This is a genomic window from Mesorhizobium sp. INR15 (assembly GCF_015500075.1).
Lineage (GTDB): Bacteria > Pseudomonadota > Alphaproteobacteria > Rhizobiales > Rhizobiaceae > Mesorhizobium.
Map to the genome: position 1 here is coordinate 3,591,932 of NZ_CP045496.1, position 26,704 is coordinate 3,618,635.

Consider the following 26,704-nt stretch of genomic DNA (forward strand, 5'->3'; position numbering starts at 1 on the left):
GGTCAGCGCGTCCAGGCCGCGTGCTGGAGAACGATACGGTAGCCGTCGGGATCCTCGAAGGTCAGCCCGTCGCGATCCCAGTATGGGTTGAATGCCGGGACAGGCTGATAGCCCGCATCACGCATCGACTGCACCGCTGTATTCCAATCCCCGGTATCGGGGAGATAGAAGACAAGCAGGTTATCCTGTGTTGGTGCGCGTCCGGCAGCGTGGCCCTGCGCCCTGGTAAATTCCAGATGATAAGGCGCGCCTTCGCGGCCGAGCATGACACCGTCGAAGCTGTCGTGGTCTTCAAAGCGATAAAGCACTTTCAGGCCCAGGCCCTGTTCATAGAAATGGATGACCGCTTCGAGATTGTCCGTAGGACGAGCCACTCTGAGGGTTGGATTGCTGGTCATGCAGGCATCAATTCACAAACGATTGCCGGCTGTCCAGACATGGCATCCTTGCGTTCTCGCAAACGCGATCATTTCCGCTGATCGTTTGGCTCAAGCGAATTCGTGTGACAAGGCGGACAGCGCTGCCTACATACCGCCCTTCCCAAAGGAGCGGTCGATGGTGTCGGATGTAATTTCCGAAAGCAGCGTGAAGAGCGATTTCTGGCAAGGCGTTCGGCTTTCGATGCCTGTCGTCGTGGCGTCTGCGCCGTTCGCGCTGCTGTTTGGCGCGATCGCGGTCGACAACGGGTTTTCCGTGCTCGAAGCCTTCCTGATGAGCGCGCTGATCTTCGGCGGCGCCAGCCAGATGGTCGGTATCGAACTGTTCGGCCAGCATGTCGCGCCGTGGCTGATCGTGCTGTCGATCTTCGCCGTCAATTTCCGCCACGTGCTCTATTCGGCCGGCATCGGCCGCCGCATCGCGCATTGGCCGGTGGTCCAGCAGGCGCTTGGCTATTTCATCCTCACCGACCCGCAATTCGCGGTCGCCGAGGCGAGGGCGCAGTCCGGCCAGACGGTGAGCTTTGGCTGGTATCTTGGGCTCGGCCTGCCGGTCTATGTGTTCTGGATCATTGAAAGCGCGCTTGGCGCGGTGTTCGGCAAGCTTATTCCCGATACCCATGCGCTGGGCATCGACTTCCTGCTGCCGATCTATTTCCTCGGCCTGGTTCTTGGCTTCCGCAAGCGGCCGCTGTGGCTGCCGGTGGTCATGGCCAGTGCCGCCGCCTCGATCATCGCCTACAAGACTGTAGGCTCGCCCTGGCACGTCTCGATTGGCGCGGTTGCCGGCGTGCTGCTTGCCGTCATCTTGCCGCCGCACCACAGCGGCGTGAAAGCCAAGCCATGAGCACGACATTCTGGATCATCCTTGCCGGCGCGATCGCGACCTATCTGACCCGTATCGGCGGGCATCTGGTCATCTCGCGCTTCGACAACATCCATCCGCGCGTCGAGGCTGGGCTGAACGCCGTGCCGGCAGCGGTGCTGACAACGCTGGTCGCGCCGGCGGCACTAAGTGCTGGACCGGCGGAATGGGCGGCGCTGGTCGTTACAGCCGTCGTGTCGCTGCGCGGTGGGCTGATGGCCATGTTCCTGGCGGGAGCGGCGGTGCTTATCCTGGCGCGGCAGTTTGTCGGATAGTTTGAGGACAGCCGCGACCGTCGGTGGTCACATCGTGCGCGTTCCGCATCGCTGGCGCTGCCCCTCATTGTCCTGCATTTCTCCCCGTATAGTGACGGGGAGAAAGACGCTTTCACCCGCGCTTTCGTTCTACCTCAAATCTTGGCGTCGTGCGGCAGCGGTGCGGTTGCCTTTTCCAGCCAGGCCAGCGTCTCGCCGTCGAGCATCGGGCCGATCTCGGCCAGAACCCATGCGTGGTATGCGTCGAGCCACTGCAATTCGTCGCGCTTCAGCAAATCAGCGCGCACCAGCCGGACGTCGATCGGCGCCAGTGTCAGCGTCTCGAAACCGTGCATGGCGATGTCGCCGCCTTTCACCGCCTCGGCCGGCGTTACGAGGATCAGGTTCTCGATGCGGATGCCGTAGGAGCCTTCCTTGTAATAGCCCGGCTCGTTGGACAGCATCATGCCTTCGAGCAGCTTTTCGGTGCCGGTACGGGCGATGCGTTGCGGCCCCTCATGCACGGCCAGATATGAGCCGACGCCATGGCCGGTGCCATGGGCGAAGTCGCAGCCATGCTTCCACAAGGCCATGCGCGCCACGGCATCGATCTCGGAACCGCGCGTGCCCGGGGGGAAGCGCAGCGTTGAAATGCCGATCATGCCTTTCAGCACCAGCGTGAAGCGTTCGCGCATTTCCTCGGTCGGCTGGCCGATCGGCACTGTGCGGGTGATGTCGGTGGTACCGTCCTGATACTGGCCACCGGAATCGAGCAGGAACAATTCGCCAGCCTGCAGCTTGCGGCTGGTGGCGCGCGACACGCGGTAATGCATGATCGCGGCATTCGGCCCGGCGCCGGAGATGGTGTCGAAGGAGAGGTCGCGCAGCGGCATCTGCGTCTCCTCGCCGGTCCGCCGGCGCATCTCTTCCAGCCTTGTGACGACATCGATCTCGTCCAGCGAGCCCGGCTTCTGCCGCTCCAGCCAGCACAGAAGCTTGGCCACGGCCGCACCATCGCGGCGATGCGCGGCACGGCTGCCGGCGATTTCGGCCTGGTTCTTGGTGGCGCGCGGGATGCGGGCTGGATCGACGGCCGCAACCACGGTGCCGCCATTGCCCTCGACCAGCATGCGAAGCTTGTCCGCCGCCAGCACCGGGTCAAGCGCGATCCTGGCACCGCTCCTGGCCAGGGTCGCGATCGCGGCTTCGAATTCACCGGGCTCGTGCAGTTCGGCAAGCTGGGTGAGGTAAGCCGCGACCATGCGCGAGAACTTGCGGCTGTCCATGAACAGCTGATGCGAGCCGTCGGCTGCGAGTATGGCGAAGCCAAGCGCCAGCGGCGTGTGCGGCACGTCGCCACCACGGATGTTGAAGGCCCACGCGATCGAGGATGGGTCGGTCAGCACGGCATGGGTGGCGCCGTCCTTGGCGATGGCGGCCGCCAACCGTGCCAGCTTGTCCTTGGCCAGTTCGCCGGCAAAGGCGATCGGATGGAGCTCTACTGGCGTCACCGGCGGCTCTGGCTGATCCTTCCAGATGATGTCGATCGGGTTCTTGTCCAGCGGCACCAGCATCGCGCCGGTCTTGTCGGCCGAGGTCTGCAGCGCCTTGACCTCGCTGATCGTGTGCAGCCACGGGTCGAAGCCAAGCCGTGCGCCCTTGCCGACGTTTTCCCGGAGCCACAGCGGCGGCGGATTGTCGACCAGGCTTTCGATAGAGAAAACATTGAGATCGACCTCATGGCGAACCTGCAACGTATAGCGCCCGTCGACAAAGACGAAGGCACGGTCGCGCAAGACGATGGCGACGCCCGCCGAGCCGCTGAAGCCGGTCAGCCATTTCAGCCGCGCCGAGCGATCAGCGACATACTCGCCCTGATGCTCGTCCGCGCGGGGAACCAGAAAACCATCCAGCCCGTTGGCCGCAAGCCATTGGCGCAGCAGTGCCACGCGCGGTTTGCCGACACTGGGATCTCCGGCGGAATCAAAGGTCTGGAACATATCGATGTCACTCACATGATGCGGGTTTCGAACCCTAGCGCATGGGCAGGTGAATCGGAATCGGAAAAGGACCTTGCACAAGACGCAGCCGGGATCTGGTCCAGCGGCGGTGTCTCAGCGCTTGAGATAGATCGTCACCCAGCCTTCGCGGTGCAACGTTCGCACGTGGCGGAAATTCTGGCCGACATAGGCGGCGACAACGGCGTCGCGCTGCCGGTCGAGAATGCCTGACAGCACGATCGAGCCGCCAAGCGTGATGTGCCGCGCCATTTCGGGTGCAAGCCGCATCAGCGGCCGCGCCAGTATGTTGGCGACGATCAGGTCGAAAGGCGCGCGTGCGCCGAAGATCGGATGGTGAAAGCCGGGCGCCGTCACTGTTTCGATCAGCGCCTTGACGTGGTTGAGGCGGGCGTTGGCCGCGGCAACCCTGACCGCCACCGGATCGATGTCAGTGGCCAGCACCGGAATATGCGCCATCTTGGCGACCGCGATGGCCAGCACCGCGCTGCCGGTGCCGAGGTCGAGCGCATTGCGCGGGCGCTCGCGCCGCACGACACGATCCAGCATCTCGAGGCAGCCTGCGGTGGTGCCATGATGGCCGGTGCCGAAGGCAAGGCCGGCCTCGATTTCGATCGCAAGCTCACCGCTGTGGCGCTTGCGGCGGTCATGCGCGCCGTGGACGAAGAAACGGCCGGCGCGGACCGGCTTCAGCCCATCCAGCGAGCGCGCCACCCAGTCGATGTCGGGCAAGGCCTCGCGCTCGATCGATTTTTGGATGGAGAGGTCGGCAAGGACGCCCTTCATCCGCGTCTCGACCGCGTCGACATCATCTTCGGTGTAGAGCGAGACTTCGTGGATGTCGGCGTCTTCATCGACCTCCAGCACCGCGATGGGAAGGCCTTCTTCCTCGAAGGCCATCTCAAGGGCCGCGAAAATGCGCTCGGCCTCGATCTTGCCGGTGGTGAAATGGAACCGCGTCTGCGTCATATCAGGAGTGTCAGCCTTTCGCCGCCAGCCGCTTCAGTTTGGCAATGGCGGTATCCGCACTCTCGCCATAGGCGATGGTGCCGGCAAAGTCACCCTTGGCGTTGAGCAGCAGCACCGAGGCTGTGTGATCCATCGTATAGTCGCCATCGCTGGTGTCGACCTTCTTCCAGTAGATGCCGAAGGATTTGGCCATGGCATGGACCTTGTCAGGGTCGCCGGTGATGCCGGTGATGCGGTCGGAGAAATTGCTGACATAGGCGTTCATGATCTCGGGCGTGTCGCGCTCCGGGTCGACGGAGACGAAATAGGCGCGCAGGTTCTTGCCGTCATCGCCCAGCGTCTTCAGCCAGCCGGCCAGTTCGAACAGCGTGGTCGGGCAGACCTCGGGGCAATGGGTAAAGCCGAAGAACACGATGCTGGGCTGGCCGCGCAGGGCGGCTTCGGTGATCGGCGCGCCCTTCTGATCGACCAGGGTGAAGGACGCTCCGAACGGTTCGCCGCCGTAATGGCCGCGATACCAGTCGAAGGTCAGCCAACCGATGCCGGCCGCCATCAGGACGAGAATGCCGATCAGGATGGAACGCATCATCAGGGAAAGTCCGTTCGTCGATTTCATTGGGTGACGCCGCCGCGCCAGGAGGAACAGTCTTAGCGGTTCGGCGGCACTCAGGCAAAGATGTCGCGTTGCCGCAACCGGCGGGACTTTCCGGGGTTGAGAAGAGCGACTGCTTGTAATAGGGCCGGGCTTATCCCACCTGAGATCGGCAAAACTCGAACCGCAGGAGGCTCCTTTGCGAAAACTGCTTGGTGGCGCGCTGGCCGCGTGTGTTGTTCTTGGCGCTGGTGCCGCTGCCGCCGAGGAAGTGGGCAAGGTTGGTGTCGACTGGCTCGGCAATGACATCATCGTCGAGGCGATCAAGGATCCGAAGGTCGAGGGCGTGACCTGCCACGTTTCCTATTTCGATCGCGGCATCATCGACCGTCTGCACAAGGGCAACTGGTTCGAAGACCCGTCCGATTCCTCCATCTCCTGCCGCCAGACCGGTCCGATCACCATCGGCGATATCGACATGGGCGAGGGCGGCGAGGAAGTGTTCAAGCAAGGCATCAGCCTGATCTGGAAGAAGCAGGTGGTGAACCGTATCTACGACAAAGCCAACGAGACGCTGATCTATCTCTCGCATTCGCGCCAGGTGCAGAACGGTTCGGCGAAAATGTCGGTCACCACAGTGCCGCTCTACGGCCAGAACGTGGTATGGACCAACGGCAAGCCAAAGTAAGCCGGCCTTGCGGGACAACCCATGCCGGCGTAAATGCGCCGCATGGACCGTGCTGAAAACCTCGTCCTGAAAGATCCCGAGCCGCGCATCCATCCAACCGCGGAACTGAAGGCATGCAAGCTCGGCCCCTACGCCTCGATCGGCGAACGGGTCGTGCTGCGCGAGGTGACGGTCGGCGACTTCTCCTATTTCGAGCGGCATGCGGAAGCGATCTACACGGTGATCGGCAAATTCTGTTCGATCGCCGCCAACAGCCGCATCAATGCGCTGGAGCATCCGATCGAACGGCTGACCCAGCACAAGGTCAGCTATCGGCCAAACGAGTATTTCCGCTGGCTGGGTGTCGATACGGATTTTCGCGCGCGACGGCAGGCGAAAGCCGTCACCATTGGCCATGATGTCTGGATCGGCCACGGCGCGGTGATCATGCCCGGCGTTCGTATCGGCAATGGCGCGATCGTTGGCGCCAACGCGGTGGTGACGCGCGACGTTCCAGCCTATGCCATTGTCGCCGGCGTGCCGGCGAAGCCTGTCAGGCAGCGTTTCGACGCCGACGTGGCCGCGCGGATCGAGCGGCTCGCCTGGTGGGATTGGCCGGTCGAGAAACTCGCCAGGTCAATCCCCGACATGCAGGCCATGCCGATCGAGGCCTTCCTCGACCGCTGGGAAAATGACGCCTGATCGCGGGTTTTGTGGGGCCAGGCTATTTCACTAGTGTCATTGGGCACCGGATCGGCCCTGGCGACGGTGCCGGCACGAGCCATCTCCAGGCCGAGGCCGGCGGCGCCAGGCAATGTGCGGTAAGGGCTTTGATTGTCTGTCGTGGAGCAGGCCGGGCGCGTTTAGGGAACCATTCTCCGCGCGCTCCGGACTGAAACCCCTTCCGCCATGCGGGGGTGGCGCGGCGGAAGGGGCTGGAGTTAAACCGCTGTGAAGCGGAAGGAACAGGCTCTCATGCCTGCAGGGTTACTATCGCGACAAACCCATAAAGTGTGTTTTCGGTCCCTTGCTCTTATTGCGTGTATTCAATTGTGCTGGTTGTATTTGATGTCGTCGGGAACCGGAAGCGGCTGACGGATGTTTATCCGGAACGGAAACCGGGCGCGGGTCAGCCGGAATTTCGGCAACCCACGTTTTACATCAGCTATTGAGGGCTTCGATGATCGAGAAGACTTTTACCAAGGTTTGCAACTGGGTTGCGCACCTCACAGGATTGCCGCTGACATTTGCGATCTGCTGTCTGATCGTTGTTGTCTGGGCGGTGAGCGGGCCATTCTTCGGCTTCTCCGACACATGGCAACTCGTCATCAACACCGGCACCACGATCATCACCTTCCTTATGGTGTTTCTCATCCAGAACACCCAGAACCGCGATGGTGCGGCGATTCAGGCCAAACTGGACGAATTGATCCGCGTCAGCGAGGGGCACAACCACTTCATCGGCATCGAGCACCTGACCGAATCCGAGGTCGAGGAGATCCGCGACAGATGCGAGCGGGCAGCGAAGCGCCACGACGAGAAGATCGCCGACATGGCCGCGAAGAAGGCCGTGACGCAGAAGCGCGCACCGAAAAAACGCGCTGCGTGATCCGTCAGGACTTCATGAAGCTGGCAAAGGCATCCTTGTGGTCGGCATGCCAGCGCGACAGAGCAGGGCGGTTTTCGATGATGTCGCCGATCGCCCAGGCCATGCGCTTCTCATCCATCGGGCGCTGGGCCTCATTGTCAGGGCAAAGGATGTAGAAGTCGCCTCGGACAAGCGATTCCAGCATGAAATCAATCACCTGTTCCCCAGTCCAGGCGCCGGCGGGTTTCTCGGTGGCGCCTTCCGTGAGGCCAGTATAGGTGAAACCCGGAATGAGCAGATGCGCCGACATATGGGCGCCGGGTTCGTTGCGCAGCGCGTGCGCCAGACCTTCGGTGAAGGTTTTCACGCCGGCCTTGGAAACATTATAGGCAAGGTTGCCGGGCGGCGTGGTGATGCCTTGCTTGGAGCCGGTGTTGATGATCAGCCCGGGCTTGGATGACGCCAGCATGCGCGGAGCGAAAGCCTCGACGCCATGCACGACGCCCCAGAAATTGATGCCCAGCAACTGCTTCCAGGCGTCGCGGTTTCCCCAGGGCTTTCCCGGGTTTTTGCCGACGCCGGCATTGTTCATCAGCAGCGACACACCGCCGAAGGTTTCGAATGCGTGATCCGCCAGCCGGTCGACTTCGTCGGCGCGCGAGACATCGGTGGCGACCGCGAGCACAGCGCTGCTGCCGGCGATCTTGCCGACCGCGCCGGCTGCTTCATCGAGGCGCGCACCGCCAATATCGGCCAGTACGATCTTCATGCCCATGGCCGCCAGCCGCTTTGCCGCGGCAAGGCCGATGCCGCTGGCAGCGCCGGTGATGACGGCGACATTGCCCGGGCCAAGCGCGGGCAGGGCTGTCTGGATTTCGGCGTCGGTGGTCATTGGGATGATTTCCTTGTCCTGATGATGCCGAACTTAGCGCGGCAAGGCGTTCACGCAAGTCTTGCTCGCGTGCCCGCGGGTTGACCGGGCTGATCCTGGCTGCGCATTGTGCCGCGACAAACCGGAGACTTCCTGATTGACGGACTGGGTCGAAATCCTGAAGCAGCAGACCGCCACCGGCGACCAGATGGGCCGTGAGGTGCCGCAGATGCTGGCCAATCCCGACATCAGCGAAACACAGGTGAAAACCTTGTTCTCGGCATTGGAAAAACAGGCCGAGTTCGTCGAGAAGTTGCGCATGGCGCTTGAAAAATTCGGCCATGATTTCTCGATCATCAAGGCGGCCGAGCGGCTGGAGGAGCGCTATGCCGACCTTGCCGCTTCCGTGGCGGAAAAGCTCAAAGCGATGCGAAAATAGGGGCGGTTACTTGTCCAGAAGCCGTGCGAACCGCCTGTCCGGTATAAACCAGATTGCGGCAATCGCTACATAAAGCGCAATGCCGATCCACTGGCTGACGAAGGTCAGGGGAATGGCCGCGATATAGGCGGCCATGGAGATCTTTCCCTTGCGGTCACTGCCGATCGCCTTGGCGAAGGTCGTGTCCTGGCCATGAAGCCGGTGCAGCATGACGACGAGGATGGTGTAGGCGATCGCGCACATCGCCAAGTCCACGCCATAAACGGCGACCGGCACCTCGGCGAAATGGTTCTCGCCCATGAAGGCCGTGGTCACCGGCATCAGCGACAGCCAGAACAACAGGTGGAGGTTCGCCCACAACACGCGGCCATCAACACGCTGCACGGTGTGGAACATGTTGTGCAGATTGTTCCAGTAGATGCCGACATTGATGAACGACAGAATGTAGCAGAAGAAGATCGGCCACAGCGGCACCAGGGCGGAAAAATCTTCGCCATGCGGCACTTTCAGCTCAAGCACCATGATCGTGATGATGATGGCGACGACGCCGTCAGTGAATGCCTCGACCCTGCCTTTGCCCATAAAACCTCCCTGGTTGCTGGCACAGGTTTAGGGGAGGAAATTCAAGGACGCCATCTCTCATGCAGCGAACTACCGCTCTGGCTAGGTGGCCGGCCAGGTGCCGGTCCGAAAGCCTGGCGGGCTTTCAACAGCGTTCAGCCGTTCGGCGTTTCAGGCGACAGATGCGCGCGCTGGCGCGGGACGCCGAGGCCGGTGTCCGGCGGTTCGCCGGCTGCGGGCCTGTTCTCGATCATGTGCATGGTGCGCCAGCCGCCGAAGCGATAATAGGCCGCAGCGAGCACCAGGGAGGTGATCGAACCGGCCGCGAAGCTCCACCAGAGGGCCTCCACGCCGAACACGCCGCGCATGAAATAGGCGAAGCTGGTGCGTACGAAAAGCACCGAGATCACCAGGATGATCAGCGGCGGCATGACAGCGCCGGTGGCACGCACCGTCGCGAACAGCACGATGGTGATGCCAAACAGGATGAACGACCAGGACGCGACATTGTTGATGTGGGCGGCAATGTCGATCGCGGCGCTGTCGCTGCTCAGGAACAGGCTGAGGATCGAACGGTCGAAGACGTATAACAGGGCAACCAAGGCGCCGGTGAGAAGCAGGTTGAAGCCGACACCGGAGGCGGCGATGCGGCCGATCCGGTCCCAGCGGCCGGCGCCGACATTCTGCGCCGCCATGGAGGAGACAGCCGCACCGATGGCGAGCGCCGGCATCTGGATATACGTCCACAGCTGCGCGGCGATGCCATAGGCGGCGGCGACCTGCGAGCCATAGGAATTGACGATGCCCATCACGGTCAGTGCCGAGACCGAGATGACGATCATCTGCAGGCCCATCGGCACGCCCTTGAAGACGACGATGCGCAGCAGAGCCGGGTCCGGCCGCAGCAAGGCGAGGTTGGCGCCGGCCAGCCGCAATGGATGCTTGCGCACATAGAGCACGATGAGGATGGCGATGACGCTGACCGTCTGACCGATCAGCGTTGAGGTGGCGGAGCCTGCGATGCCGAGTTCCGGAAACGGCCCGATGCCTCGGATGAGCAACGGGTTGAGGATGATATCGAGCACGACGGCGAGCGCCATGAAGACGAACGGCGTGCGTGAATCGCCGGCGCCGCGCAGCACCGTCATGACAAAGGACAACAGGTTCATCATCGGGACGGCGACGAAGATGATCCGCAGGTAGGAGCGGGCCAGCGGCAAGGCGTCAGCCGGCGTGCCGAGTGTGTTGAGGATGGCGTCGACCCAGATCCAGCCGCAGACCGCGAATACCACCGAGACGAGGAAGAAGAAGGTGGCGCTGGTGCCAACGATGCGCCGTGCCTCGGGCAGGTCGCGGGCGCCGACCGACTGCGCCACCAGGATGGTTGCCGCCATGCCGATGCCGAACACCGTGCCAAGGATCAGAAACAGCACCAGGTTGGCGTTGGACGTGGCGGTGAGTGCCGATTCGCCGAGAAAGCGGCCAACCCAGACGGCGTTGATCGAGCCGTTGAGCGACTGCAGCACGTTGGATCCGAGCACCGGCAGGGCAAACAGCAGAAGCGTGCGCGGGATCGGGCCGCTGGTCAGGTCGCCGGTCCGCCGGCGCGTGGGCATTTTTTCGTCCATGACAAGCAACCTGGCAAATGTGAATCTGACGCGGCGACGATATCGCAGGCCGGACCGGGATGCACCCCGCGCTGTTGAGCAGTGGCCGAAGTCGCGGCATTCGATCGTGCCAGGCCTTGAGCGCCGACAGATGCGCTGAGCACGGCAGTCCGCATGCCTTTGTTCACCGTGTTCTCAAAGCTTCCAGAATGGGATACTGATCCTTGTGGGGTCGTATTCCTACTAGATCTTATGGATAAACCGGGGGGTTCATGTCCGACAGTCCGATCTTTTTTGAGCGCCTGAGCCGGCGTGCGTTTCTCGGTGCGTCCGCTTTGGGCGCGGCCTCCGTGGCCCTTTCGGCTTGCACCACGACAGAGGTGGTTACGCCGCCGCCAGTGGCCGCGGCGCCGCCTGGGCCTGCGCTTGGCGATACCGCGACAATGTATACCGCACGCACCGATGAGGGCTTTCAACTGCCGGCCATCCCGGTCGCCAAGCTCGATCCGAAATTCGTGCGCCAGATCGTGGCCGATCCGACCGGCGAAAAACCCGGCACGATCGTCGTCGATGTCTCGGAGCACTTCCTCTATCTGGTGCGCGATGGCGGCAAGGCCATTCGCTATGGCGTCAGCCTCGGCAAGGCCGGCTTCGGATGGACCGGCACCGCCGTGGTTCAGGCGCGGAAGAAGTGGCCGGTCTGGACGCCGCCGCCAGAAATGATCCAGCGCCGGCCTGAACTGGCGAAATTCAAGGACGGTATGCCGCCCGGTCCGCAGAGCCCGCTCGGCGCCCGCGCGCTCTATCTGTTCCGCGACGGCAAGGACACGATGTACCGGTTGCATGGCACGCCGGAGTGGGATTCCATCGGCAAGAACGCATCGTCCGGCTGCGTGCGTTTCATGAACCAGGACATCATCGACCTCTACAGCCGCGTCAACGGCCCGGCGCAGGTCTTTGTGCGCGCCAACCTGTCGCCCGCCGCCAAGATCACAGCTGTGTCGAACAGGATGGCCGAGCCGATCGATGCCGGCGTGCCAAAGGACGCGGAGATGCTGAAGTAGCCTTCACGCTCCTAACAGGCGGACGCGCCAAGCGCCCGCCTTTGCGGTGGTTGTTACTTCTTTGTCAGGCCCGGCAGCGTGACCTGGTAGACCAGGAACATGGTGTCGACATTGGCGCCGTCGTCGGCCTTGTAGGGCGCGCCGACCTGGAAACCATCCTGGGCGAGGAAGTCGTTGTCGTTGGCGACGAACAGGAAGTAGTCGTCGGGCAACTTCGGATCGAGCACGCTGACGGCCGACATGGCTTCCCACTTTTCCGACAGGTTGTTGTGGTCGTTCGGCGCGCCATTGTGCAGGCCGAAACGGCCGAGCTCGGCATTGTCGTTGATGTCGATGAACGGCGTCAGCTTGGCCGGCGTCACCGATGGGTCGATGACGCCCTTGGGCGCGACCGGCTTGTCGGCGGCATCGAAAGGTCCGCCGGCGATATCGGTCGCTGCCGATACATCGACGATGTTGATCTGGCGGTAGAGAGAGGCGTCACCCTTCACGCCCTGGCCGTTGCCGCTGTCGCGGGCGATCATCATGAAAGCCTTGTCCGACAGCGCCACGATCTCGCTCTGCGCGGCGACCTTGGTCTTGCCCTTGGCGTCCTTGAACACCGGCAGCGGCACGACATATTCGTGGGCCAGCTTGAGATGGCCGAGGTCGGACGCGTCATAGACCAGCGCCCTGGTGTTCTGGCGTGTCGAAGGCGAGTCACCGCCATCCTGCCGCGCTGCCGACTGCAGCACCGCGATCAGGAACTTGCCGTCCGGCGTCATCGCCATGCCTTCTAGGCCCTGGTTGTTCTGGCGGCCGGTCTCGGGATCCTTCGGATCCGGCTCGGCAGCGCCCGGGCCCGGATTGTCGGAGGCGAAATTCGCCGCGCCGTGGCGCATCGGCACAAGGGCGGCCGGCGGCTGGGTCGCCGACAGCAAGTGGCCGTCAGCCGAAAAGCGATAGATGTTGGGGCCGTATTCATCCGAGATGAACATCGAGCCGTCGGGCAGCCGCACGATCGCTTCGTTGTCGAGCGAAAGCTTGCCATTGTCGGCCTGCGGAAGAACAGGCATGTCGCCGCTTGCGGCGCGCACGCCGTTCAGCGGGTCAAGCCCTGTGGCGTCCGCGCCCTTGTCGTCGGTCAAAAGCATGGTCTCAGTCAGCGTGGCCTTGACGCCAGCCTGTTCCTGGCCGGCGGCGGGGGCGGCACCCGGTGCCACCGGTGCGAATTCGATGCCGATCGTGTTGAGGCGCGGGCGGTAGTCGGTGGTGCCGGCGACGTTGTAGCCGCGGTCCGGCAGCAGCCATAGCGAGCCTTTGTACGTTCCGGCGTCATGCTTCCAGCCGGCGGTGTCGATCGCCATGCCGGAGCCCGAGCCAAAGGTTTCGCCGAATTTGTCGCGCTGGGCAGCAGGGATGCGGCCGACGCCGACCAGGCCCTTGTTGACGAAGCTGGTGCCGCCAACGGTGACCGCGCTGTCAGCGAGCGCGGGCAGCGACATGGCGGAGGCCGCAAGTGCCGCTGCGACGAGCCTTAGCGAGAATGGACGAAGATATTTCATGACGATTTCCCTTTGATGGACAGGCGCGTGCCGGAACGGATCGACGAGATTGAGGATGTTGCCTTGGGAGCGGGCGGGCCGCCGCTTCGAAGGCCGTTCAAAAGCGGTCTAGGGTGCGAACATGATAGCCGCGTGACAGCAGACGAAGCTGCCCTTTCGAGCCTCTGGCCATAGATCGAAAACAGCCTTGTCAGGTGCTTTCGCAACGTACTGGACACTTATGTCTAGTACGTATATGTTGCCGGCATCTGACCAGCCGGGGAGGGGAAGCCTTGAAGTCGCACTACCGCGCAGTCGTCATCGGGGGAGGCGTGGTCGGCGCCTCGGTGCTCTACCATCTGGCGAGATTCGGCTGGAGCGATGTCGCGCTCATCGAGCGCTCGGAACTGACGGCCGGGTCGACCTGGCACGCGGCGGCCGGTTTCCATGCGCTCAACGCCGATCCCAATGTCGCGGCGCTACAGGATTACACCATAAGGCTCTACCGCGAGATCGAGGCTGAATCCGGCCAGAATGCCGGTCTGCATATGACCGGCGGCGTCAACATCGCCAGCGATCCGGCGCGTTGGGAATGGCTGAAATCGGCCTGGGCGGTGTTCCAGTCCGTCGGCATCGAGACGGCGCGGCTGGTGACGCCCGACGAGATCAAGGCGATCTGCCCGATCATCGACGTGACGGGCGTCCTTGGCGGCCTCCACGATTCCAACGAAGGCTATCTCGATCCTTACGGCACCACGCATGCCTATGCCGGCGCCGCGAAGAAACGCGGCGCCGATGTCATCTTGCGCAACCGCGTCGTCGCGTTGAAGGCTCGTGCCGATGGCCGCTGGGATGTCGTGACTGAGCAGGGCACGATCATTGCCGAGCATGTCGTCAACGCCGGTGGTCTCTGGGCCAAGCAGCTTGGCCGCATGGCCGGTGTGGACCTGCCGGTGACGCCGATGGAGCATCACTATCTCATCACCGAGGACATCCCGGAGGTCGCCGCGCTCGACAAGGAACTGGGGCTCGCGGTCGATCTCGACGGCTTTTCCTATCTCAGGCAGGAGCGCAAGGGCGTGCTGCTTGGCGTCTATGAGCAGAACCCGAAGCACTGGAACATGGATGGAGCGCCATGGGACTATGGCATCGAGCTGATCCCTGAGGACATCGACCGGATCAGCCCGGAACTGTCCAAGGCCTATGAGCGCTTTCCGTGCCTGGCCACCGCCGGCATCCGCAAATGGGTCAACGGCGCCTTCACCTTCACGCCCGACGGCAATCCGATTGTTGGGCCGGTGCGCGGCCTTAGGAATTATTGGGTCGCCTGTGGCGTCATGGCCGGCTTCAGCCAGGGTGGCGGCGTCGGCAAGTCATTGGCCGAATGGATGATCCATGGCGAGCCGCAAGCCGATATCTTCGGCATGGATATTGCCCGCTACGGCGCTTTTGCCGCCAACCGCGAATATCTCAAGCAGACGACACGCCAGTTCTATTCGCGCCGTTTCGTCATGACCTTCCCCAACGAGCGCCTTCCGGCTGGAAGGCCGCTGAAACGTCCCGGCGCCTATGACGGCATGAGCGCGGCGGGCTGCGAATGGACGGCGTCATGGGGGCTGGAAATCCCGGCCTATTTCGCGCCGCTGGGCTTTCGCGAGGAGACCGCGCTGAAACGCTCCAACGCCTTCGACATTGTCGGCGACGAAGCACGGCAGGTTCGCAGCGCGGCGGGTCTGGTCGATATCTCGGCCTACGCGCGGTATGCCATATCAGGGCCGGGCGCGGAGACATGGCTCGACCGGCTGCTGGCCTGCAAGCTGCCAAACGCGGGCCGGGCGAGGCTAGCGCCGATGCTGGGGCCAGATGGCCGGCTGAAGGGCGATCTCACTGTCATCAACTGGGGCGGCGGCGACTATTGGCTGATGGGCTCCTACTATCTCAGGGAGTTCCATATGCGGTGGTTCGAGAGCCATGCGGCGGCGGACGTCAGTGTCACCGATCTCTCCGACACGATGAGCGGATTCCTGCTGACCGGACCGAATGCGCGCAAGATCCTGGAGCGGACGACGCATCAGGATCTGTCCGGCAAGGCGCTGCCGTTCATGGCCTGCGGCGCCTTCGACATCGGCATGGTGCAGGCGCGGGTTGCCCGTCTGTCGATTGCTGGCGAACTCGGCTTCGAGATCAACTGCCCGGTGACCATGCATGCCACGTTGCGCGAGACGCTGCTGGCCGCCGGAGAGGATCTGGGCTTGGCCGAGATCGGCTACTACGCGCTGAACGCGCTGCGGCTGGAGAAGAGCTTTGGCATCTGGTCGCGCGAATTCACGCAAGGCTATACGCCCGCCCAGAGCGGCCTGGACCGGTTTGTTGCCTTCGACAAGGGCGACTTCATTGGCCGCGAAGCGGCGCTGAAGGAACGCGGCGGCACGGCTCAACACCTGGTGACGCTGGAGGTCGAGGCCGTAGACGCCGATGCCAGCGGCTTCGAGCCGGTGTGGCACCAGGGCCGCCGCGTCGGCTTCGTGACATCAGGCGGCTATGGCTACACGGTCGGCAAAAGCCTGGCGCTGGCGCTTGTCGATCGCGATTTCGCGGGCGAGGGTACCGCACTGTCGGTGCATATTGTCGGCACGGAGCGGCCGGCGCGTGTCATCGCGGCCTCGCCCTACGACCCCGAGAGCAAGGCGATGCGGCAATGAGGAGGAGTTTCTGATGGTCGATGACGCGGCACGTGACAGCAGGCGCGAGCGCCGGCGCGGGCGAACCGGCGAAGCCGGGTCGGAAACCAGCCGCAAGCCGGATTATCGCACGCTGAGAAATCCGTTCCTGCCGCAGCCGATCTTTTCGGACGACCAGGTTGCCGCGATCCACGACACGGCGCTGCGCGTGCTGGAGGAGCTCGGCATCAAGGTGTTGCTGCCTGAGGCGCGTGAGCATTTCGCCCGCGCGGGCGCCCTGGTCGATGCTGACACGGACATGGTGCGCATCGGCCGCGACGTTGTGGGGGCGGCGCTCGCCTCGGCGCCGAAGTCGATCCACGCCCATGCCGGAGCGCGCGCCCGCGACCTGACGCTCGAGCTCGGCTCGATGACGTTTTTGGCGGGGTGCGGAGCGCCCAACGTCACCGATCTCGAGCGCGGCCGGCGGCCGGGCACGCTCGCCGATTTCGAGGACCTGATCCGCCTCGTACAGCACTATGACGTGCTGCACATGCTCGGCCCCTGCATCGAGCCGCAGGATGTCGACAACCGCTTTCGCCACTATGCCGTCAACCGTGCCCAGTTGACGCTGTCCGACAAGTTCCCCTTCGTCTTCGCGCGCGGCACGCCGCAGGTCGAGGACGGGTTCGAGATGCTGCGGTTGGCGCGGGGTCTTTCTGAAGACGCGTTCCGCGCCAATGCCTATTGCTACACGGTCATCAACACCAACTCGCCGCGTCAGCTCGACATTCCGATGGCGCAAGGCATCATCGATTTCGCCAAGGCCGGGCAGGTTTCGATCATCACGCCCTTCTGCCTGGCTGGCGCCATGGCGCCGATCACCGTGGCCGGCGCGCTGACCTTGCAGCATGCCGAGGCGCTGGCCGGCTTGACGCTGGCGCAGATCGTTCGGCCGGGTGCGCCCGTCGTCTATGGTTCCTTCTCCTCCAATGTCGACATGAAGTCCGGGGCGCCGGCCTTCGGCACGCCCGAGCACGTCAAGGCGACGCTCGGCGCCGGCCAGCTGGCGCGCTTCACCGGCTTGCCGTGGCGTTCAGGTGGCGGCAGCGCGGCCAACATTTCGGATGCGCAGGCAGCGCATGAAACACAGTTCGCGCTGTGGGGTTCGGTGCTGGCGGGTGCGACCGTGTGCATCCATGCCGCCGGCTGGCTGGAAGGCGGCTTGAGCGTCTCTTTTGAGAAGCTGGTCACCGATATCGAGGCGTTGCAGACCGTTGGCGAACTCTGCGCGGCGACGCCTGGCGACAGCGATGCCATCGGCTTCGAGGCGATCGCGGAGGTGCAGCCGGGCGGCCATTTCTTCTCGGCCGGCCACACGATGGCGCGATACCGCACGGCGTTCTACGAGCCGCTGGTCGCCGACTGGTCGAATTTCGGCAATTGGACGCAAAGCGGCTCGAAGACAGCGACCGAACGCGCCACCGGCGTGTGGAGACGGGCGCTTGCCGATTTCGAACCGCCAGCTTCGGCTGTCGCCACTGCTGGTACCCTCGACGAATTCATCGCGCGCCGCACCGAACAGGGTGGAGCGGCGCCGGTGTCGTGAGAGTTCGGCGATTTTGGATCAGGTGGCGGACCGAGAATCATGAGCGCTTCGCTGCGATACTGTCATCCGACATCGCAACACGCGCTCCGGCTCTGGTGATCGCCGGGTCATAGCTCTTGCGCGCAAAGACCTCTCTCACCAGCGGTGCGAAGAATTCCAGCGGCCGTGTCGGATAGTTCGGATCAAAGCTGGACTGATCCCATTTCTCGCAGAAATCCGCGCAATCGTCGAAATAGGCACTGCCGCGGAAAGCATCCCGCTTGTGCGGATTGGCTCCGACATGTTCGCCGTAGTAGAGCAGCTGGAAATCGCCATGCTTCTCGACGACCCAGGCGCATTGCTCCCGCACGAAAGGCCGGATGATCGCGGCGGCATATTCATCATGGTTGTACGGTGCGTAGATGTCGCCGATATCATGCAGAAGAGCCGAGACCACCCAGTCGATGTCAGCACCCGCGTTCCAGGCTCGCGTTGCGGCCTGCAGGGAATGGCCAAGGCGCGTTACCTTGTAGCCGGATAGCGATTTGTCTAGGTCGACCATGGCCGTCAGCAAGCGATCGGCCGTGCCTGCGGCGTACTCGATCTCATGTGTGGTCAGGAAAGCGTAGTCCTCGCGGTCGCCATCCTTCATTTGGGTGAATTTCACGATGTCCATGGTCATTGTCTCCAGCCCTTGTCGAAGCGTTATCGACCCAGTTCGACATAGATGTCATCGCCATCGACATGCACGGCGAACGTCCGCGCCTTCAGCCTCTCATCGACGAGGCATTTCCCCGTCCTGATCTCGAATTCCCAGCCGTGCCAGGCACAGCGAATGAGTTCGCCGGCACGCTCGTAGATGAACTCGGCCCTGTCGGTCCGCTTCGTGGTGCCGCATATCGGTCCCTGGCAAAGCTGGCCTGCACGGTGCGGGCAGATGTTGAGCAGGGCGGCATAGCCGTCGTTGAGCAGGAATATGCCGACACTCATCCGGCCGAACGTGACGATCCTGGGGTGCCCGATCGCCACTTCGGAGACCTTGCAGGCAAAGGTCCGTGCCGGGGCAGTTGCAACTGGCATCGTCATGCGACCCTCGCGACGGCGGCCGGTGCTTCGATGCGCTTGTAGACCTCAAGCGCATTCAGCCCCATGACCCTCTCGCGCCAGGCGGAAGGGATATGGAGATTGGTCGGCGCGTCGAAATCCCAGTGTGGATAGTCGGATGCGAAAAGCAGCGTGTTCTGGCCGTCCATATGCTCGAGCGTCTCCCAAAGATGCTTGACGTTTTGCGGCTGCTCGAGTGGCTGGGTACTGAAGCGGATATTGCGGCGGCAATATTCAGAAGGAAGCATTTTCAGCCAGGGCGTCTCCTTGCGCAGTGCCTTGAAATTGGCGTCGAGCCGCCACATCAGCGATGGCACCCATGACACACCGCATTCGATGACGACGAAGTACAGATCGGGGTATTTCTCGAACACCCCGTTGGAAATCATGCTCGCCACATGGGTCATGGCCGGCTGGCTGAGCAGCGCATGCGTTTCCCAATAATAGGTCGTCGGGCCGCTCGCGACGGCGTTGTGGTTGACGCCGCCCTGGCCGCCGAAGTGGATGGCGAAGGGCAAGCCGACCTCCGCGCAGGCTTCGAAGATCGGGTGGTAGAACGGATCGCCATAAGGGCGTTGCGAGCCGTGGCTCGCGAGGACCTGGACGATGTCCTTGTGGCCACCGAGACGCCTGATTTCGGCCGCGGCACCGTGCGGATCGGTCGCGGATATGACGATCGAACCCTTGAACCGTTTGTCCTTGGGCAACCACCAGTCGACCATGTAGTCGTTGTAGGCTTTCACCAGCGCGTTGGCGTAATGGTAGTTGGCCAGCGTCGAGGCTTCCAACGGCTCGTCGGCGGTGAGGATCGCCACATCGATGCCGTAGAGATCGAGGTGCTTCTCCTTCATGATCAGGTAGTTGTCCTCCTCGGTCTGCGGCTTGATATCATGCCGCGAGAAACCTTCGGGATGCAGCCATGGGCGATGCCCATGCGGGAAGCTTCCGGTCGGCCCGGGCTTTTCGCCCCGGATCAGGAAGTCGCGCCAGATGGGATCGAGATAGGGGAGCAGGACTTCGGCACTGGACCAATAGTTGTGCACGTCCGTGTCGACGATAAACATTGAAGCATCACCTGCCAAAAGGGGGTATCGTGAAAGATGCTCCGAAGGTGCGCTTCCATGAGAAGCCCGGCAACGCATTCGCGGGCGGGACTTTAATCGAAGAAACCGATTACCCATTGTCGGACAGGACGAAAAAGCGATAGCCGTGTGACTGGATCATCCGTCCGGTGGCTCAAATGCAAATTGAATTGCTCGATACATTCCTGGATCTGATCGAGACCCGCAACTTCAACAGGACCGCGGAACGGTTGGGCATCACGCAATCTACCGTTTCAAGCCGCATCCGCACGCTTGAAGCGCTGCTGGAAAAGCAACTGTTCATCCGCAACAAGAGCGGAACCGAGCCCACCACCGCCGGTATCCGGTTCGAGGATCATGCGCGGGCGGTCAAGCTCAGATGGCTGGATGCGCGTCGCGAAATCCAGTCGGTCGGCAAGTTCGACCGTCTCATCCGCATCGGCATACAGTTCGAACTCTACGAGCGCGTCCTGGGAGAATGGCTGGAATGGGTGCGGGCGACGCTGCCCAAAATGGCGATCTATGTCGAAATCGACTATTCCAACCAGATGATCCTGGATCTGACCACGGGCAGCCTCGATCTGGCGGTTCTCTATTCGCCGCAGCATCTTCCCGACATGCATTACGAGCAGATCGCCGAAGAGAGTTTTGTGATGGTCTCCACGCGCGGGGTCGCGTTCGACGGGATTACGCCAGCGGACTATATCCGCGCCAACTACTCCGCCTTCTTCAACAGGGCTCACAAGCAGATGCTTCCGGAGCTCGAAAACAGCTCGGTTTCGACCGGAAATGGCGGTGCCGTCGCCTACCTCCTGCGAAGCCGGGGCGGCACCGCCTTCGTCACCGAAACGGTGGCGAAGAAATTGCGGCAGGAGGGCGTGGCACAGGTCGTTGCCGACGCGCCAAAGATCTCACATCCGATCTATTCGGCCGTGCATGTCCGCCACCACCACTCCCATACTCATGTTCGCCTGCTCAAGGCGCTCAAACTCATGACGGTGTAGGCTCCGAGCCCAAGAGCGCCTCTTGTCGGGCCGTGCGCAACAGGCACTTCCGACGACGGCCCATATTCACCGTCGTCCGGATTATGTCGGGTTGTCGAGCGTGAAGAGATCGCTCTCCTCGTCATAGGCGGAGTACCCGGCGTAGCGGGCCCAGCTGATGACGGTGCACCGTCTGGCTCCTTGGCTCGGCAATGCGGCAATGCCCTGGAACCAGCGGCTTGCCAGCGCATTCAAGGGAATACGCTCTCGCGCATCTCCAGCCTATCCACAAATCATCACCAAGGAGGACGACGACATGGGTTTCGACCAGTATCACGAACCGCCCGAGGAACTGTCGCAGAAGGTGCGGACGTTCGCCCGCATGATCACGTCGCTGATCGAGGAGGCGGAAGCGATCAGCTGGTACGAACAGCGCATGTCGGTGGAAAAGGACTCGCAGGCCAAGGCGATCATGAAGAACGCGCAGAGCGAGGAGTTCAAGCATTTCGGCATGGACCTCGAATTCCTGCTGCGCCAGAAGAAAGACTGGCGGGCAGAACTGAAGGAGATCCTGTTTACAACGGGGGATATTGTGAAGGCCGGAGAGAGGGGCGAGAAGAAGGTGGATTGATCGATCACACCGCCGCGACAAACCCGTCGAGCACGCGTTTCTGGCCGGCCTTGTCGAAGTCGATGGTCAGCTTGTTGCCTTCGATGTTGGAAATGTTGCCGTTGCCGAATTTCTGGTGGAAGACACGGTCGCCGACCTTGAACGCGGATGGCGTGTCGGCGACGGATTTTGCGACCAGCTCGCCGTCGATGGTGCGGCCTTTGACGGAGGTGCGGCCGGCGCCGTAGCCGGAGTCGGTTTCGCCATAGCCGATGCGCTCGACATGATGGCCTGAGCGGCTGCCCCAGTTGCGGTCGGTCGCCTCGGTGCGGTTCGCTTGCGCGCGCTGCCAGCCGGGTGTGGCGTAAGTGTTTGAGAAGGTGCCGGATTTTTCCGCGCCGACATTGTCGAAGCGCGAGGCGCCATAGGGATTTTGCCGTCCAGCGCCCTGGCCGCCACGGCCAGAGGCGAACGAGCCGCCTCCATAGTTGTTGCCATAGCCGCCGTAGCTGTTGCCGCTTTCGGCGATTTCGACATGGGCTTCCGGCAGTTCCTCGAGAAAGCGCGACGGGATGGTCGATTGCCACAGGCCATGGATGCGCCGGTTGGAGACGAACCAGAGGTGCAGGTTCCTCTTGGCGCGCGTGAGGCCGACATAGGCAAGACGGCGCTCTTCCTCCAGTCCGGAACGACCGCCTTCATCGAGCGCGCGCTGATGCGGGAACAGGCCTTCCTCCCAGCCGGGGAGAAACACGGTCTCGAATTCGAGGCCCTTGGCCGAATGCAGCGTCATGATGTTGACGGCGTCGAGCTCGGCGTTCTGCTCGGCGTCCATGACCAGCGCGACGTGTTCGAGGAAGGAGCGCAGCGATTCATACTCCTCCATGGAGCGGATCAGCTCTTTCAGGTTTTCCAGCCGGCCCGGCGCTTCGACCGAACGGTCGTTCTTCCACATGTCGGTATAGCCGCTCTCCTCGAGAATGGTCTCGGCCAGTTCGGTGTGCGGCGTGGTTTCCAGCGCCTTCTGCCAGCGTTCGAAATTGGCGGAGACCTCGCGCAAGGCGGCGCGCGGTTTCGGCTTCATCTCGTCGCTTTCGGCAAGCTTGGCTGCGGCCTCCAGCATCGGGATGCGCAGCGCGCGGGCTGTGTCGTGGATCTGGCGGATGGTGGCTTCGCCCAGGCCGCGCTTGGGCACATTGACGATGCGCTCGAAGGCGAGATCGTCGGCGCCCTGGGCGACGACGCGGAAGAAGGCCATGGCGTCGCGGATTTCCAGACGTTCGTAAAAGCGTGGGCCGCCGATGACGCGGTAGTTGAGGCCGAGCGTGACAAAGCGGTCCTCGAACTCACGCATCTGGAAGGAGGCGCGCACAAGGATGGCCATGTCGTTGAGCTTGTGCTTCTGCCGCTGGTAGGTCTCGATGGTCTCGCCGACTGCGCGGGCTTCCTCCTCGGAATCCCAGGCGGCGTGGACGTGCACCTTGCCGTCCTCGGGTTCGTCGCGGTCGGTGAACAGCGTCTTGCCGAAGCGTCCCTCATTGTGGGCGATGAGGTGGGAGGCCGCACCCAGGATATGTGCGGTGGAGCGGTAGTTGCGCTCCAGCCTTATGATGGTGGCGCCAGGAAAATCCTTGTCGAAGCGCAGGATGTTGTCGACCTCGGCGCCGCGCCAGCCATAGATCGATTGATCGTCGTCACCGACGCAGCAAATATTGACTTTGTTGTCGCTCGCGGGCTGTTCCGCGCCTGCCGGCGCGGGCCCTCCGCGCGAGCCTCGCAACGGCTCGGACGCCCGGTCGGGCTTGCGGCTTTCGGCCGTACGCAGGTCTGTCGACGTTGAGCTGCTTCGCCCTGCATCCGGCCGTTGCGCGAGCAGCCGCAGCCACATGTATTGCGCGGTGTTGGTGTCCTGATACTCGTCGACGAGAATGTATTTGAAGCGCTTGTGATATTCCTTCAGCACGTCCGGATTGGCGCGGAAGATGCGGATCGGGTGGCACAGGAGGTCGCCGAAATCGCAGGCGTTCAGCGTCTTCAGCCGTTCCTGGTAGGCCTTGTAGAGTTCGCGACCCTTGCCATTGGCGAAGGCGCGGGCGTCGCCCTCGGCGATCTCGGCCGGGCCTTGCCCCTTGTTCTTCCAGCCGTCGATCATCTGCGCGAACTGCTTGGCCGGCCAGCGCTTGTCGTCCAGCCCTTCGGCCTGGATCAGCTGCTTGATCAGTCGCACGACATCGTCGGTGTCGAGAATGGTGAAGTCGGAGCGCAAGCCGGCAAGCTCGGCGTGGCGGCGCAGCAGCTTCACGCCGATCGAGTGGAAGGTGCCGAGCCACGGCATGCCCTCGACCGCTTCGCCAACGAGATGGCCGATACGCGTCTTCATTTCCCGCGCGGCCTTGTTGGTGAAGGTGACGGCGAGAATCTGCGAGGGGAAGGCGCGACCGGTGGCGAGGATATGGGCGATGCGGGTGGTGAGCACCCGCGTCTTGCCGGTGCCGGCGCCGGCCAGTACCAGAACCGGGCCTTCGGTGGTTTCCACCGCCAGCCGCTGCTCCGGGTTCAAACCCTTGAGATAGTCGGTCGCGCTGTTGTGGCCGCCGCGGGCAGCCATGGCGCGCGCGGCAATGCCCGACGGGGCCGTGGGCCGCGCATTGGGTTCATCGAAAAAGGGCATGTCTTCGGAAAAGCCGGACATCTCCCCCCGAATGTAGTGATTCGGCAGCGAAAGGCCAGAAGTGTCTACGTTTTGTTCCAGTTTTGATCGCCTTCGGCCTGCTTGACAGGCGCGGCGGGCGGGAGAAAGCTGTGTTGTGGACAGGCGGGGCGCATAGGCCTGTCCACGAGCGTCGCAAAACGCAACAGTCGAAGGAGTATCATCTTGGCTGTCACCATCACCTCCCTCATCCTTTTTCTCATCGGTCTGGTGCTTGGCAGCGGCGGTGTCGTGTTGGCTTCGCTGGGAGGTAGTTGGTACTACATCATCGTCGGCATCGCCTTCGTGATTTCCGCGTGGCTGCTCTACCGCCGCCGCTCCACCGGGCTTTGGCTCTATGCCGCGATCGTGCTTGGCACGCTGGCCTGGGCCGTCTGGGAAACCGGCTTCGACTGGTGGGAGCTTGGTCCGCGCGGCGGCATTATCGTGCTGATGGCGCTGTGGCTTTTGACGCCGTGGGCGAGGCGAGGGCTTGTCGGACCAGATGCGCGGGCACCGCTTATTCTCGCGGTGCTGGCATCGCTGGCGGTCGCCGGTTATTCGATGACGGTGGACCCGAAGGACATTGCCGGCGAGCTCGACACCGACAAGGTGATACCGGCCGCCGATCTCGGCGGCACCGTGCCGGCGGGCGAGTGGCACTATTACGGGCGCACGCCATACGGCCAGCGCTATTCGCCGCTCGACCAGATCACGCCGGAGAATGTCGCCAACCTGCAACCGGCCTGGACCTACCGCACCGGCGATGTGAAGGGCCCCGACGATGTCGGAGAGACCACCTATCAGGTGACGCCGCTGAAGATCGGCGACACGCTTTACATCTGCACGCCGCACAATTTCGCCATCGCCATCGATGCAGCCAGCGGCAAGGAGAAATGGCGCTACGACCCCAAGATCAAGCTGGACAAGGACCGCCAGCACCAGACCTGCCGTGGTGTGTCCTATTATGCCGACGCCGCCATCGGCGCCGGCCAGCCCTGCGCCTCGCGCGTCTATCTGCCGACATCCGACGCGCGGCTGATCGCGCTCGACGCGGCGAATGGGCAAGTCTGCCCGGCCTTCGCCGAGGCCGGCACGCTGAACCTGCTAACCGGGATGCCGTATCCGAAGTCGGGCTACTACTACTCGACCTCCGCGCCGCTGATCTCAGGCGGCAAGATCATCGTCGGCGGCGCGGTCAACGACAACTATTCGACGCAGGAACCGTCCGGCGTCATCCGCGCCTTCGATGTCAGCACCGGCAAACTGGTGTGGAACTGGGATGCCGGCAATCCGGACCAGACAACGCCACTGGCGGCAGGACAGACCTATACGGCCAACTCGCCCAACATGTGGTCGACGCCAAGCGCCGATGAGAAGCTCGGGCTGCTCTATGTGCCGCTCGGCAACCAGACGCCGGACCAGCTCGGTGCCGGCCGCAGCGCCAATGTCGAGAAGTTTTCGTCCTCGATCACCGCGCTCGATCTCAACACCGGGCAGCTGAAATGGGTGCGGCAGACGGTGCATCATGACCTGTGGGACATGGACGTGCCGGCGCAGCCGAGCCTTGTCGATATCACCAAAGCCGATGGCACCGTCGTGCCGGCGCTGGTCGGCCCAACAAAGCAGGGCGACCTCTATGTCCTCGACAGGCGCACGGGCGAACCTGTCATCGCGGTCAAGGAAGTGCCGGCGCCCGGCGGCGCCATCGAGGGCGATCATACGGCGCCGACACAACCGGTGTCGGACCTGTCCTTCAACCCGAAGCCGCTGACCGATGCCGATATGTGGGGCATCACCATGTTCGACCAGCTGGCGTGCCGCATCGCCTTCCACAAGCTGCGCTACGAGGGCCGCTACACGCCGCCGTCCCTGCAGGGGTCGTTGATCTATCCCGGCAATTTCGGCACCTTCAACTGGGGCGGTGTGGCGGTCGATCCGGTCCGGCAAGTGATGTTCGGCATGCCGACCTATCTCGCTTTCACATCGACGCTCATTCCGCGCGCGGATGTGCCGCCGCCCGGCGACACCAAGGGCAGCGAGCAGGGGCTGAACCGCAATGACGGCGCGCCCTACGCGGTGGTGATGGGACCGTTCCTGTCGCCGCTTGGCGTGCCTTGCCAGGCGCCGCCCTGGGGTTATGTCGCGGGTGCCGACCTGCGCACCGGCAAGATCGCCTACAAGCACCGCAACGGCACCATCTACGACATGACGCCCTTGCCCTTGCCGCTGAAAGTGGGTGTGCCGGGCATTGGCGGGCCGATGATCACCGCTGGCGGGGTCGCTTTCCTGGGCGCTGCCGTCGACGACTATTTCCGCGCCTACGACCTGACATCGGGCAAGCAGCTCTGGCAGGCGCGATTGCCGGCCGGCGGGCAGTCGACGCCGATGACCTATACGGTGGCCGACGGCCGCCAGTTCGTCGTCATCGTTGCCGGCGGGCACGGTTCGGTCGGCACCAAGCCGGGCGACTATGTGATCGCCTACGCGCTGCCGAAGTAGCGAACGGTTACCGGGCGCCCGTTCTGATCCG

At 63.1% G+C, this 26,704-nt stretch carries 24 protein-coding genes; 12 read left to right on the forward strand and 12 right to left on the reverse strand.

Annotated elements, in window-relative coordinates:
• Positions 1 to 2: 2 nt before the first annotated feature.
• Complete coding sequence (locus tag GA829_RS17510; protein WP_195173965.1) at positions 3 to 398, reverse strand: VOC family protein; 396 nt, start codon at positions 396 to 398, stop codon at positions 3 to 5.
• Positions 399 to 555: 157 nt separating this feature from the next.
• Here GA829_RS17510 and GA829_RS17515 point away from each other — a divergent pair, with 157 nt between their 5' ends.
• The gene (locus GA829_RS17515) at positions 556 to 1,284 is read left to right on the forward strand and encodes an AzlC family ABC transporter permease (RefSeq protein WP_195173966.1); all 729 of its coding nucleotides are present in this window, start codon (positions 556 to 558) and stop codon (positions 1,282 to 1,284) included.
• Positions 1,281 to 1,577: an AzlD family protein gene (locus tag GA829_RS17520; RefSeq protein WP_195173967.1), complete on the forward strand. Its 297-nt coding sequence runs from the start codon at positions 1,281 to 1,283 to the stop codon at positions 1,575 to 1,577. Before GA829_RS17515 ends, GA829_RS17520 begins: the two co-directional genes overlap by 4 nt.
• Positions 1,578 to 1,711: 134 nt before the next feature.
• Here the strand turns inward: GA829_RS17520 and GA829_RS17525 are convergent, their stop codons facing one another.
• The 3 genes from GA829_RS17525 to GA829_RS17535 all read right to left on the reverse strand — a co-directional run bounded on the left by GA829_RS17525 (position 1,712) and on the right by GA829_RS17535 (position 5,132).
• Positions 1,712 to 3,556 carry an aminopeptidase P family protein gene (locus GA829_RS17525; protein ID WP_195179708.1) on the reverse strand — a complete coding sequence of 615 codons (1,845 nt, stop codon included), beginning with the start codon at positions 3,554 to 3,556 and terminating at the stop codon, positions 1,712 to 1,714.
• Between the two features lie 114 nt (positions 3,557 to 3,670).
• A complete protein-coding gene (locus GA829_RS17530) occupies positions 3,671 to 4,543 on the reverse strand; it encodes a 50S ribosomal protein L11 methyltransferase (protein WP_195173968.1) in 873 nt (290 codons plus the stop codon).
• Positions 4,544 to 4,553: 10 nt separating this feature from the next.
• On the reverse strand, positions 4,554 to 5,132 hold the full coding sequence (locus GA829_RS17535; RefSeq protein ID WP_308462343.1) for an SCO family protein: 579 nt from the start codon (positions 5,130 to 5,132) through the stop codon (positions 4,554 to 4,556).
• Between the two features lie 202 nt (positions 5,133 to 5,334).
• Here GA829_RS17535 and GA829_RS17540 point away from each other — a divergent pair, with 202 nt between their 5' ends.
• From GA829_RS17540 to GA829_RS17550, 3 genes are all read left to right on the forward strand, one after another.
• Positions 5,335 to 5,823, forward strand: coding sequence for a CreA family protein (locus GA829_RS17540; RefSeq protein WP_195173969.1), 489 nt, complete (start codon positions 5,335 to 5,337; stop codon positions 5,821 to 5,823).
• 42 nt (positions 5,824 to 5,865) lie between these two features.
• The gene (locus GA829_RS17545; RefSeq protein ID WP_195173970.1) at positions 5,866 to 6,504 is read left to right on the forward strand and encodes a DapH/DapD/GlmU-related protein; all 639 of its coding nucleotides are present in this window, start codon (positions 5,866 to 5,868) and stop codon (positions 6,502 to 6,504) included.
• A 478-nt stretch (positions 6,505 to 6,982) separates the two neighbouring features.
• Complete coding sequence (locus GA829_RS17550; RefSeq protein ID WP_195173971.1) at positions 6,983 to 7,411, forward strand: low affinity iron permease family protein; 429 nt, start codon at positions 6,983 to 6,985, stop codon at positions 7,409 to 7,411.
• 4 nt (positions 7,412 to 7,415) lie between these two features.
• On the opposite strand, the gene GA829_RS17555 is transcribed toward GA829_RS17550, so the two are convergent.
• Positions 7,416 to 8,282, reverse strand: coding sequence for an SDR family NAD(P)-dependent oxidoreductase (locus GA829_RS17555; RefSeq protein ID WP_195173972.1), 867 nt, complete (start codon positions 8,280 to 8,282; stop codon positions 7,416 to 7,418).
• A gap of 136 nt (positions 8,283 to 8,418) precedes the next feature.
• On the opposite strand from GA829_RS17555, the gene GA829_RS17560 reads away from it, so the two are divergent.
• Positions 8,419 to 8,700, forward strand: coding sequence for a hypothetical protein (locus GA829_RS17560; protein WP_195173973.1), 282 nt, complete (start codon positions 8,419 to 8,421; stop codon positions 8,698 to 8,700).
• A gap of 6 nt (positions 8,701 to 8,706) precedes the next feature.
• On the opposite strand, the gene GA829_RS17565 is transcribed toward GA829_RS17560, so the two are convergent.
• Positions 8,707 to 9,282: a TMEM175 family protein gene (locus tag GA829_RS17565; protein WP_195173974.1), complete on the reverse strand. Its 576-nt coding sequence runs from the start codon at positions 9,280 to 9,282 to the stop codon at positions 8,707 to 8,709.
• Positions 9,283 to 9,416: 134 nt separating this feature from the next.
• Positions 9,417 to 10,889 carry an MATE family efflux transporter gene (locus GA829_RS17570; RefSeq protein WP_195173975.1) on the reverse strand — a complete coding sequence of 491 codons (1,473 nt, stop codon included), beginning with the start codon at positions 10,887 to 10,889 and terminating at the stop codon, positions 9,417 to 9,419.
• A 251-nt stretch (positions 10,890 to 11,140) separates the two neighbouring features.
• Here GA829_RS17570 and GA829_RS17575 point away from each other — a divergent pair, with 251 nt between their 5' ends.
• Entirely contained in the window at positions 11,141 to 11,932 is a 792-nt protein-coding gene (locus GA829_RS17575; RefSeq protein ID WP_195173976.1) for a L,D-transpeptidase, read from the forward strand.
• Between the two features lie 53 nt (positions 11,933 to 11,985).
• Here the strand turns inward: GA829_RS17575 and GA829_RS17580 are convergent, their stop codons facing one another.
• Positions 11,986 to 13,476 carry an esterase-like activity of phytase family protein gene (locus tag GA829_RS17580; RefSeq protein ID WP_195173977.1) on the reverse strand — a complete coding sequence of 497 codons (1,491 nt, stop codon included), beginning with the start codon at positions 13,474 to 13,476 and terminating at the stop codon, positions 11,986 to 11,988.
• A 272-nt stretch (positions 13,477 to 13,748) separates the two neighbouring features.
• Between GA829_RS17580 and GA829_RS17585 the strand changes: the two genes are divergently transcribed.
• Positions 13,749 to 16,157, forward strand: a complete 2,409-nt coding sequence (locus GA829_RS17585) for a GcvT family protein (protein WP_195173978.1) — start codon at positions 13,749 to 13,751, stop codon at positions 16,155 to 16,157.
• A gap of 13 nt (positions 16,158 to 16,170) precedes the next feature.
• Positions 16,171 to 17,724, forward strand: a complete 1,554-nt coding sequence (locus GA829_RS17590) for a trimethylamine methyltransferase family protein (protein ID WP_195173979.1) — start codon at positions 16,171 to 16,173, stop codon at positions 17,722 to 17,724.
• 37 nt (positions 17,725 to 17,761) lie between these two features.
• Here the strand turns inward: GA829_RS17590 and GA829_RS17595 are convergent, their stop codons facing one another.
• The 3 genes from GA829_RS17595 to GA829_RS17605 are packed head-to-tail and all read right to left on the reverse strand — an operon-like array spanning position 17,762 to position 19,871.
• Complete coding sequence (locus GA829_RS17595) at positions 17,762 to 18,379, reverse strand: HD domain-containing protein (RefSeq protein ID WP_195173980.1); 618 nt, start codon at positions 18,377 to 18,379, stop codon at positions 17,762 to 17,764.
• A gap of 29 nt (positions 18,380 to 18,408) precedes the next feature.
• Positions 18,409 to 18,789: a Rieske (2Fe-2S) protein gene (locus GA829_RS17600; protein ID WP_258051639.1), complete on the reverse strand. Its 381-nt coding sequence runs from the start codon at positions 18,787 to 18,789 to the stop codon at positions 18,409 to 18,411.
• Entirely contained in the window at positions 18,786 to 19,871 is a 1,086-nt protein-coding gene (locus GA829_RS17605) for an amidohydrolase family protein (RefSeq protein WP_195173981.1), read from the reverse strand. Before GA829_RS17605 ends, GA829_RS17600 begins: the two co-directional genes overlap by 4 nt.
• A 176-nt stretch (positions 19,872 to 20,047) precedes the next feature.
• Between GA829_RS17605 and GA829_RS17610 the strand changes: the two genes are divergently transcribed.
• Entirely contained in the window at positions 20,048 to 20,893 is an 846-nt protein-coding gene (locus GA829_RS17610; RefSeq protein WP_195173982.1) for a LysR family transcriptional regulator, read from the forward strand.
• 295 nt (positions 20,894 to 21,188) lie between these two features.
• Positions 21,189 to 21,503 carry a ferritin family protein gene (locus GA829_RS17615; protein ID WP_195179711.1) on the forward strand — a complete coding sequence of 105 codons (315 nt, stop codon included), beginning with the start codon at positions 21,189 to 21,191 and terminating at the stop codon, positions 21,501 to 21,503.
• Between the two features lie 4 nt (positions 21,504 to 21,507).
• Here the strand turns inward: GA829_RS17615 and GA829_RS17620 are convergent, their stop codons facing one another.
• Positions 21,508 to 24,174 carry an ATP-dependent helicase gene (locus GA829_RS17620; protein WP_195173983.1) on the reverse strand — a complete coding sequence of 889 codons (2,667 nt, stop codon included), beginning with the start codon at positions 24,172 to 24,174 and terminating at the stop codon, positions 21,508 to 21,510.
• Between the two features lie 183 nt (positions 24,175 to 24,357).
• On the opposite strand from GA829_RS17620, the gene GA829_RS17625 reads away from it, so the two are divergent.
• On the forward strand, positions 24,358 to 26,673 hold the full coding sequence (locus tag GA829_RS17625) for a glucose/quinate/shikimate family membrane-bound PQQ-dependent dehydrogenase (RefSeq protein ID WP_195173984.1): 2,316 nt from the start codon (positions 24,358 to 24,360) through the stop codon (positions 26,671 to 26,673).
• Positions 26,674 to 26,704: the final 31 nt, after the last annotated feature.

What these genes read in the sequence shown, in the direction of transcription:
- GA829_RS17510 (WP_195173965.1), bottom strand. Translation starts at nt 398, where the DNA reads ATGACCAGCAATCCAACCCTCAGAGTGGCTCGTCCTACGGACAATCTC.
- GA829_RS17515 (WP_195173966.1), top strand. Translation starts at nt 556, where the DNA reads ATGGTGTCGGATGTAATTTCCGAAAGCAGCGTGAAGAGCGATTTCTGG.
- GA829_RS17520 (WP_195173967.1), top strand. Translation starts at nt 1,281, where the DNA reads ATGAGCACGACATTCTGGATCATCCTTGCCGGCGCGATCGCGACCTAT.
- GA829_RS17525 (WP_195179708.1), bottom strand. Translation starts at nt 3,556, where the DNA reads ATGTTCCAGACCTTTGATTCCGCCGGAGATCCCAGTGTCGGCAAACCG.
- GA829_RS17530 (WP_195173968.1), bottom strand. Translation starts at nt 4,543, where the DNA reads ATGACGCAGACGCGGTTCCATTTCACCACCGGCAAGATCGAGGCCGAG.
- GA829_RS17535 (WP_308462343.1), bottom strand. Translation starts at nt 5,132, where the DNA reads ATGATGCGTTCCATCCTGATCGGCATTCTCGTCCTGATGGCGGCCGGC.
- GA829_RS17545 (WP_195173970.1), top strand. Translation starts at nt 5,866, where the DNA reads ATGGACCGTGCTGAAAACCTCGTCCTGAAAGATCCCGAGCCGCGCATC.
- GA829_RS17550 (WP_195173971.1), top strand. Translation starts at nt 6,983, where the DNA reads ATGATCGAGAAGACTTTTACCAAGGTTTGCAACTGGGTTGCGCACCTC.
- GA829_RS17555 (WP_195173972.1), bottom strand. Translation starts at nt 8,282, where the DNA reads ATGACCACCGACGCCGAAATCCAGACAGCCCTGCCCGCGCTTGGCCCG.
- GA829_RS17565 (WP_195173974.1), bottom strand. Translation starts at nt 9,282, where the DNA reads ATGGGCAAAGGCAGGGTCGAGGCATTCACTGACGGCGTCGTCGCCATC.
- GA829_RS17570 (WP_195173975.1), bottom strand. Translation starts at nt 10,889, where the DNA reads ATGGACGAAAAAATGCCCACGCGCCGGCGGACCGGCGACCTGACCAGC.
- GA829_RS17575 (WP_195173976.1), top strand. Translation starts at nt 11,141, where the DNA reads ATGTCCGACAGTCCGATCTTTTTTGAGCGCCTGAGCCGGCGTGCGTTT.
- GA829_RS17580 (WP_195173977.1), bottom strand. Translation starts at nt 13,476, where the DNA reads ATGAAATATCTTCGTCCATTCTCGCTAAGGCTCGTCGCAGCGGCACTT.
- GA829_RS17590 (WP_195173979.1), top strand. Translation starts at nt 16,171, where the DNA reads ATGGTCGATGACGCGGCACGTGACAGCAGGCGCGAGCGCCGGCGCGGG.
- GA829_RS17595 (WP_195173980.1), bottom strand. Translation starts at nt 18,379, where the DNA reads ATGGACATCGTGAAATTCACCCAAATGAAGGATGGCGACCGCGAGGAC.
- GA829_RS17600 (WP_258051639.1), bottom strand. Translation starts at nt 18,789, where the DNA reads ATGACGATGCCAGTTGCAACTGCCCCGGCACGGACCTTTGCCTGCAAG.
- GA829_RS17605 (WP_195173981.1), bottom strand. Translation starts at nt 19,871, where the DNA reads ATGTTTATCGTCGACACGGACGTGCACAACTATTGGTCCAGTGCCGAA.
- GA829_RS17610 (WP_195173982.1), top strand. Translation starts at nt 20,048, where the DNA reads ATGCAAATTGAATTGCTCGATACATTCCTGGATCTGATCGAGACCCGC.
- GA829_RS17615 (WP_195179711.1), top strand. Translation starts at nt 21,189, where the DNA reads ATGGGTTTCGACCAGTATCACGAACCGCCCGAGGAACTGTCGCAGAAG.
- GA829_RS17620 (WP_195173983.1), bottom strand. Translation starts at nt 24,174, where the DNA reads ATGTCCGGCTTTTCCGAAGACATGCCCTTTTTCGATGAACCCAATGCG.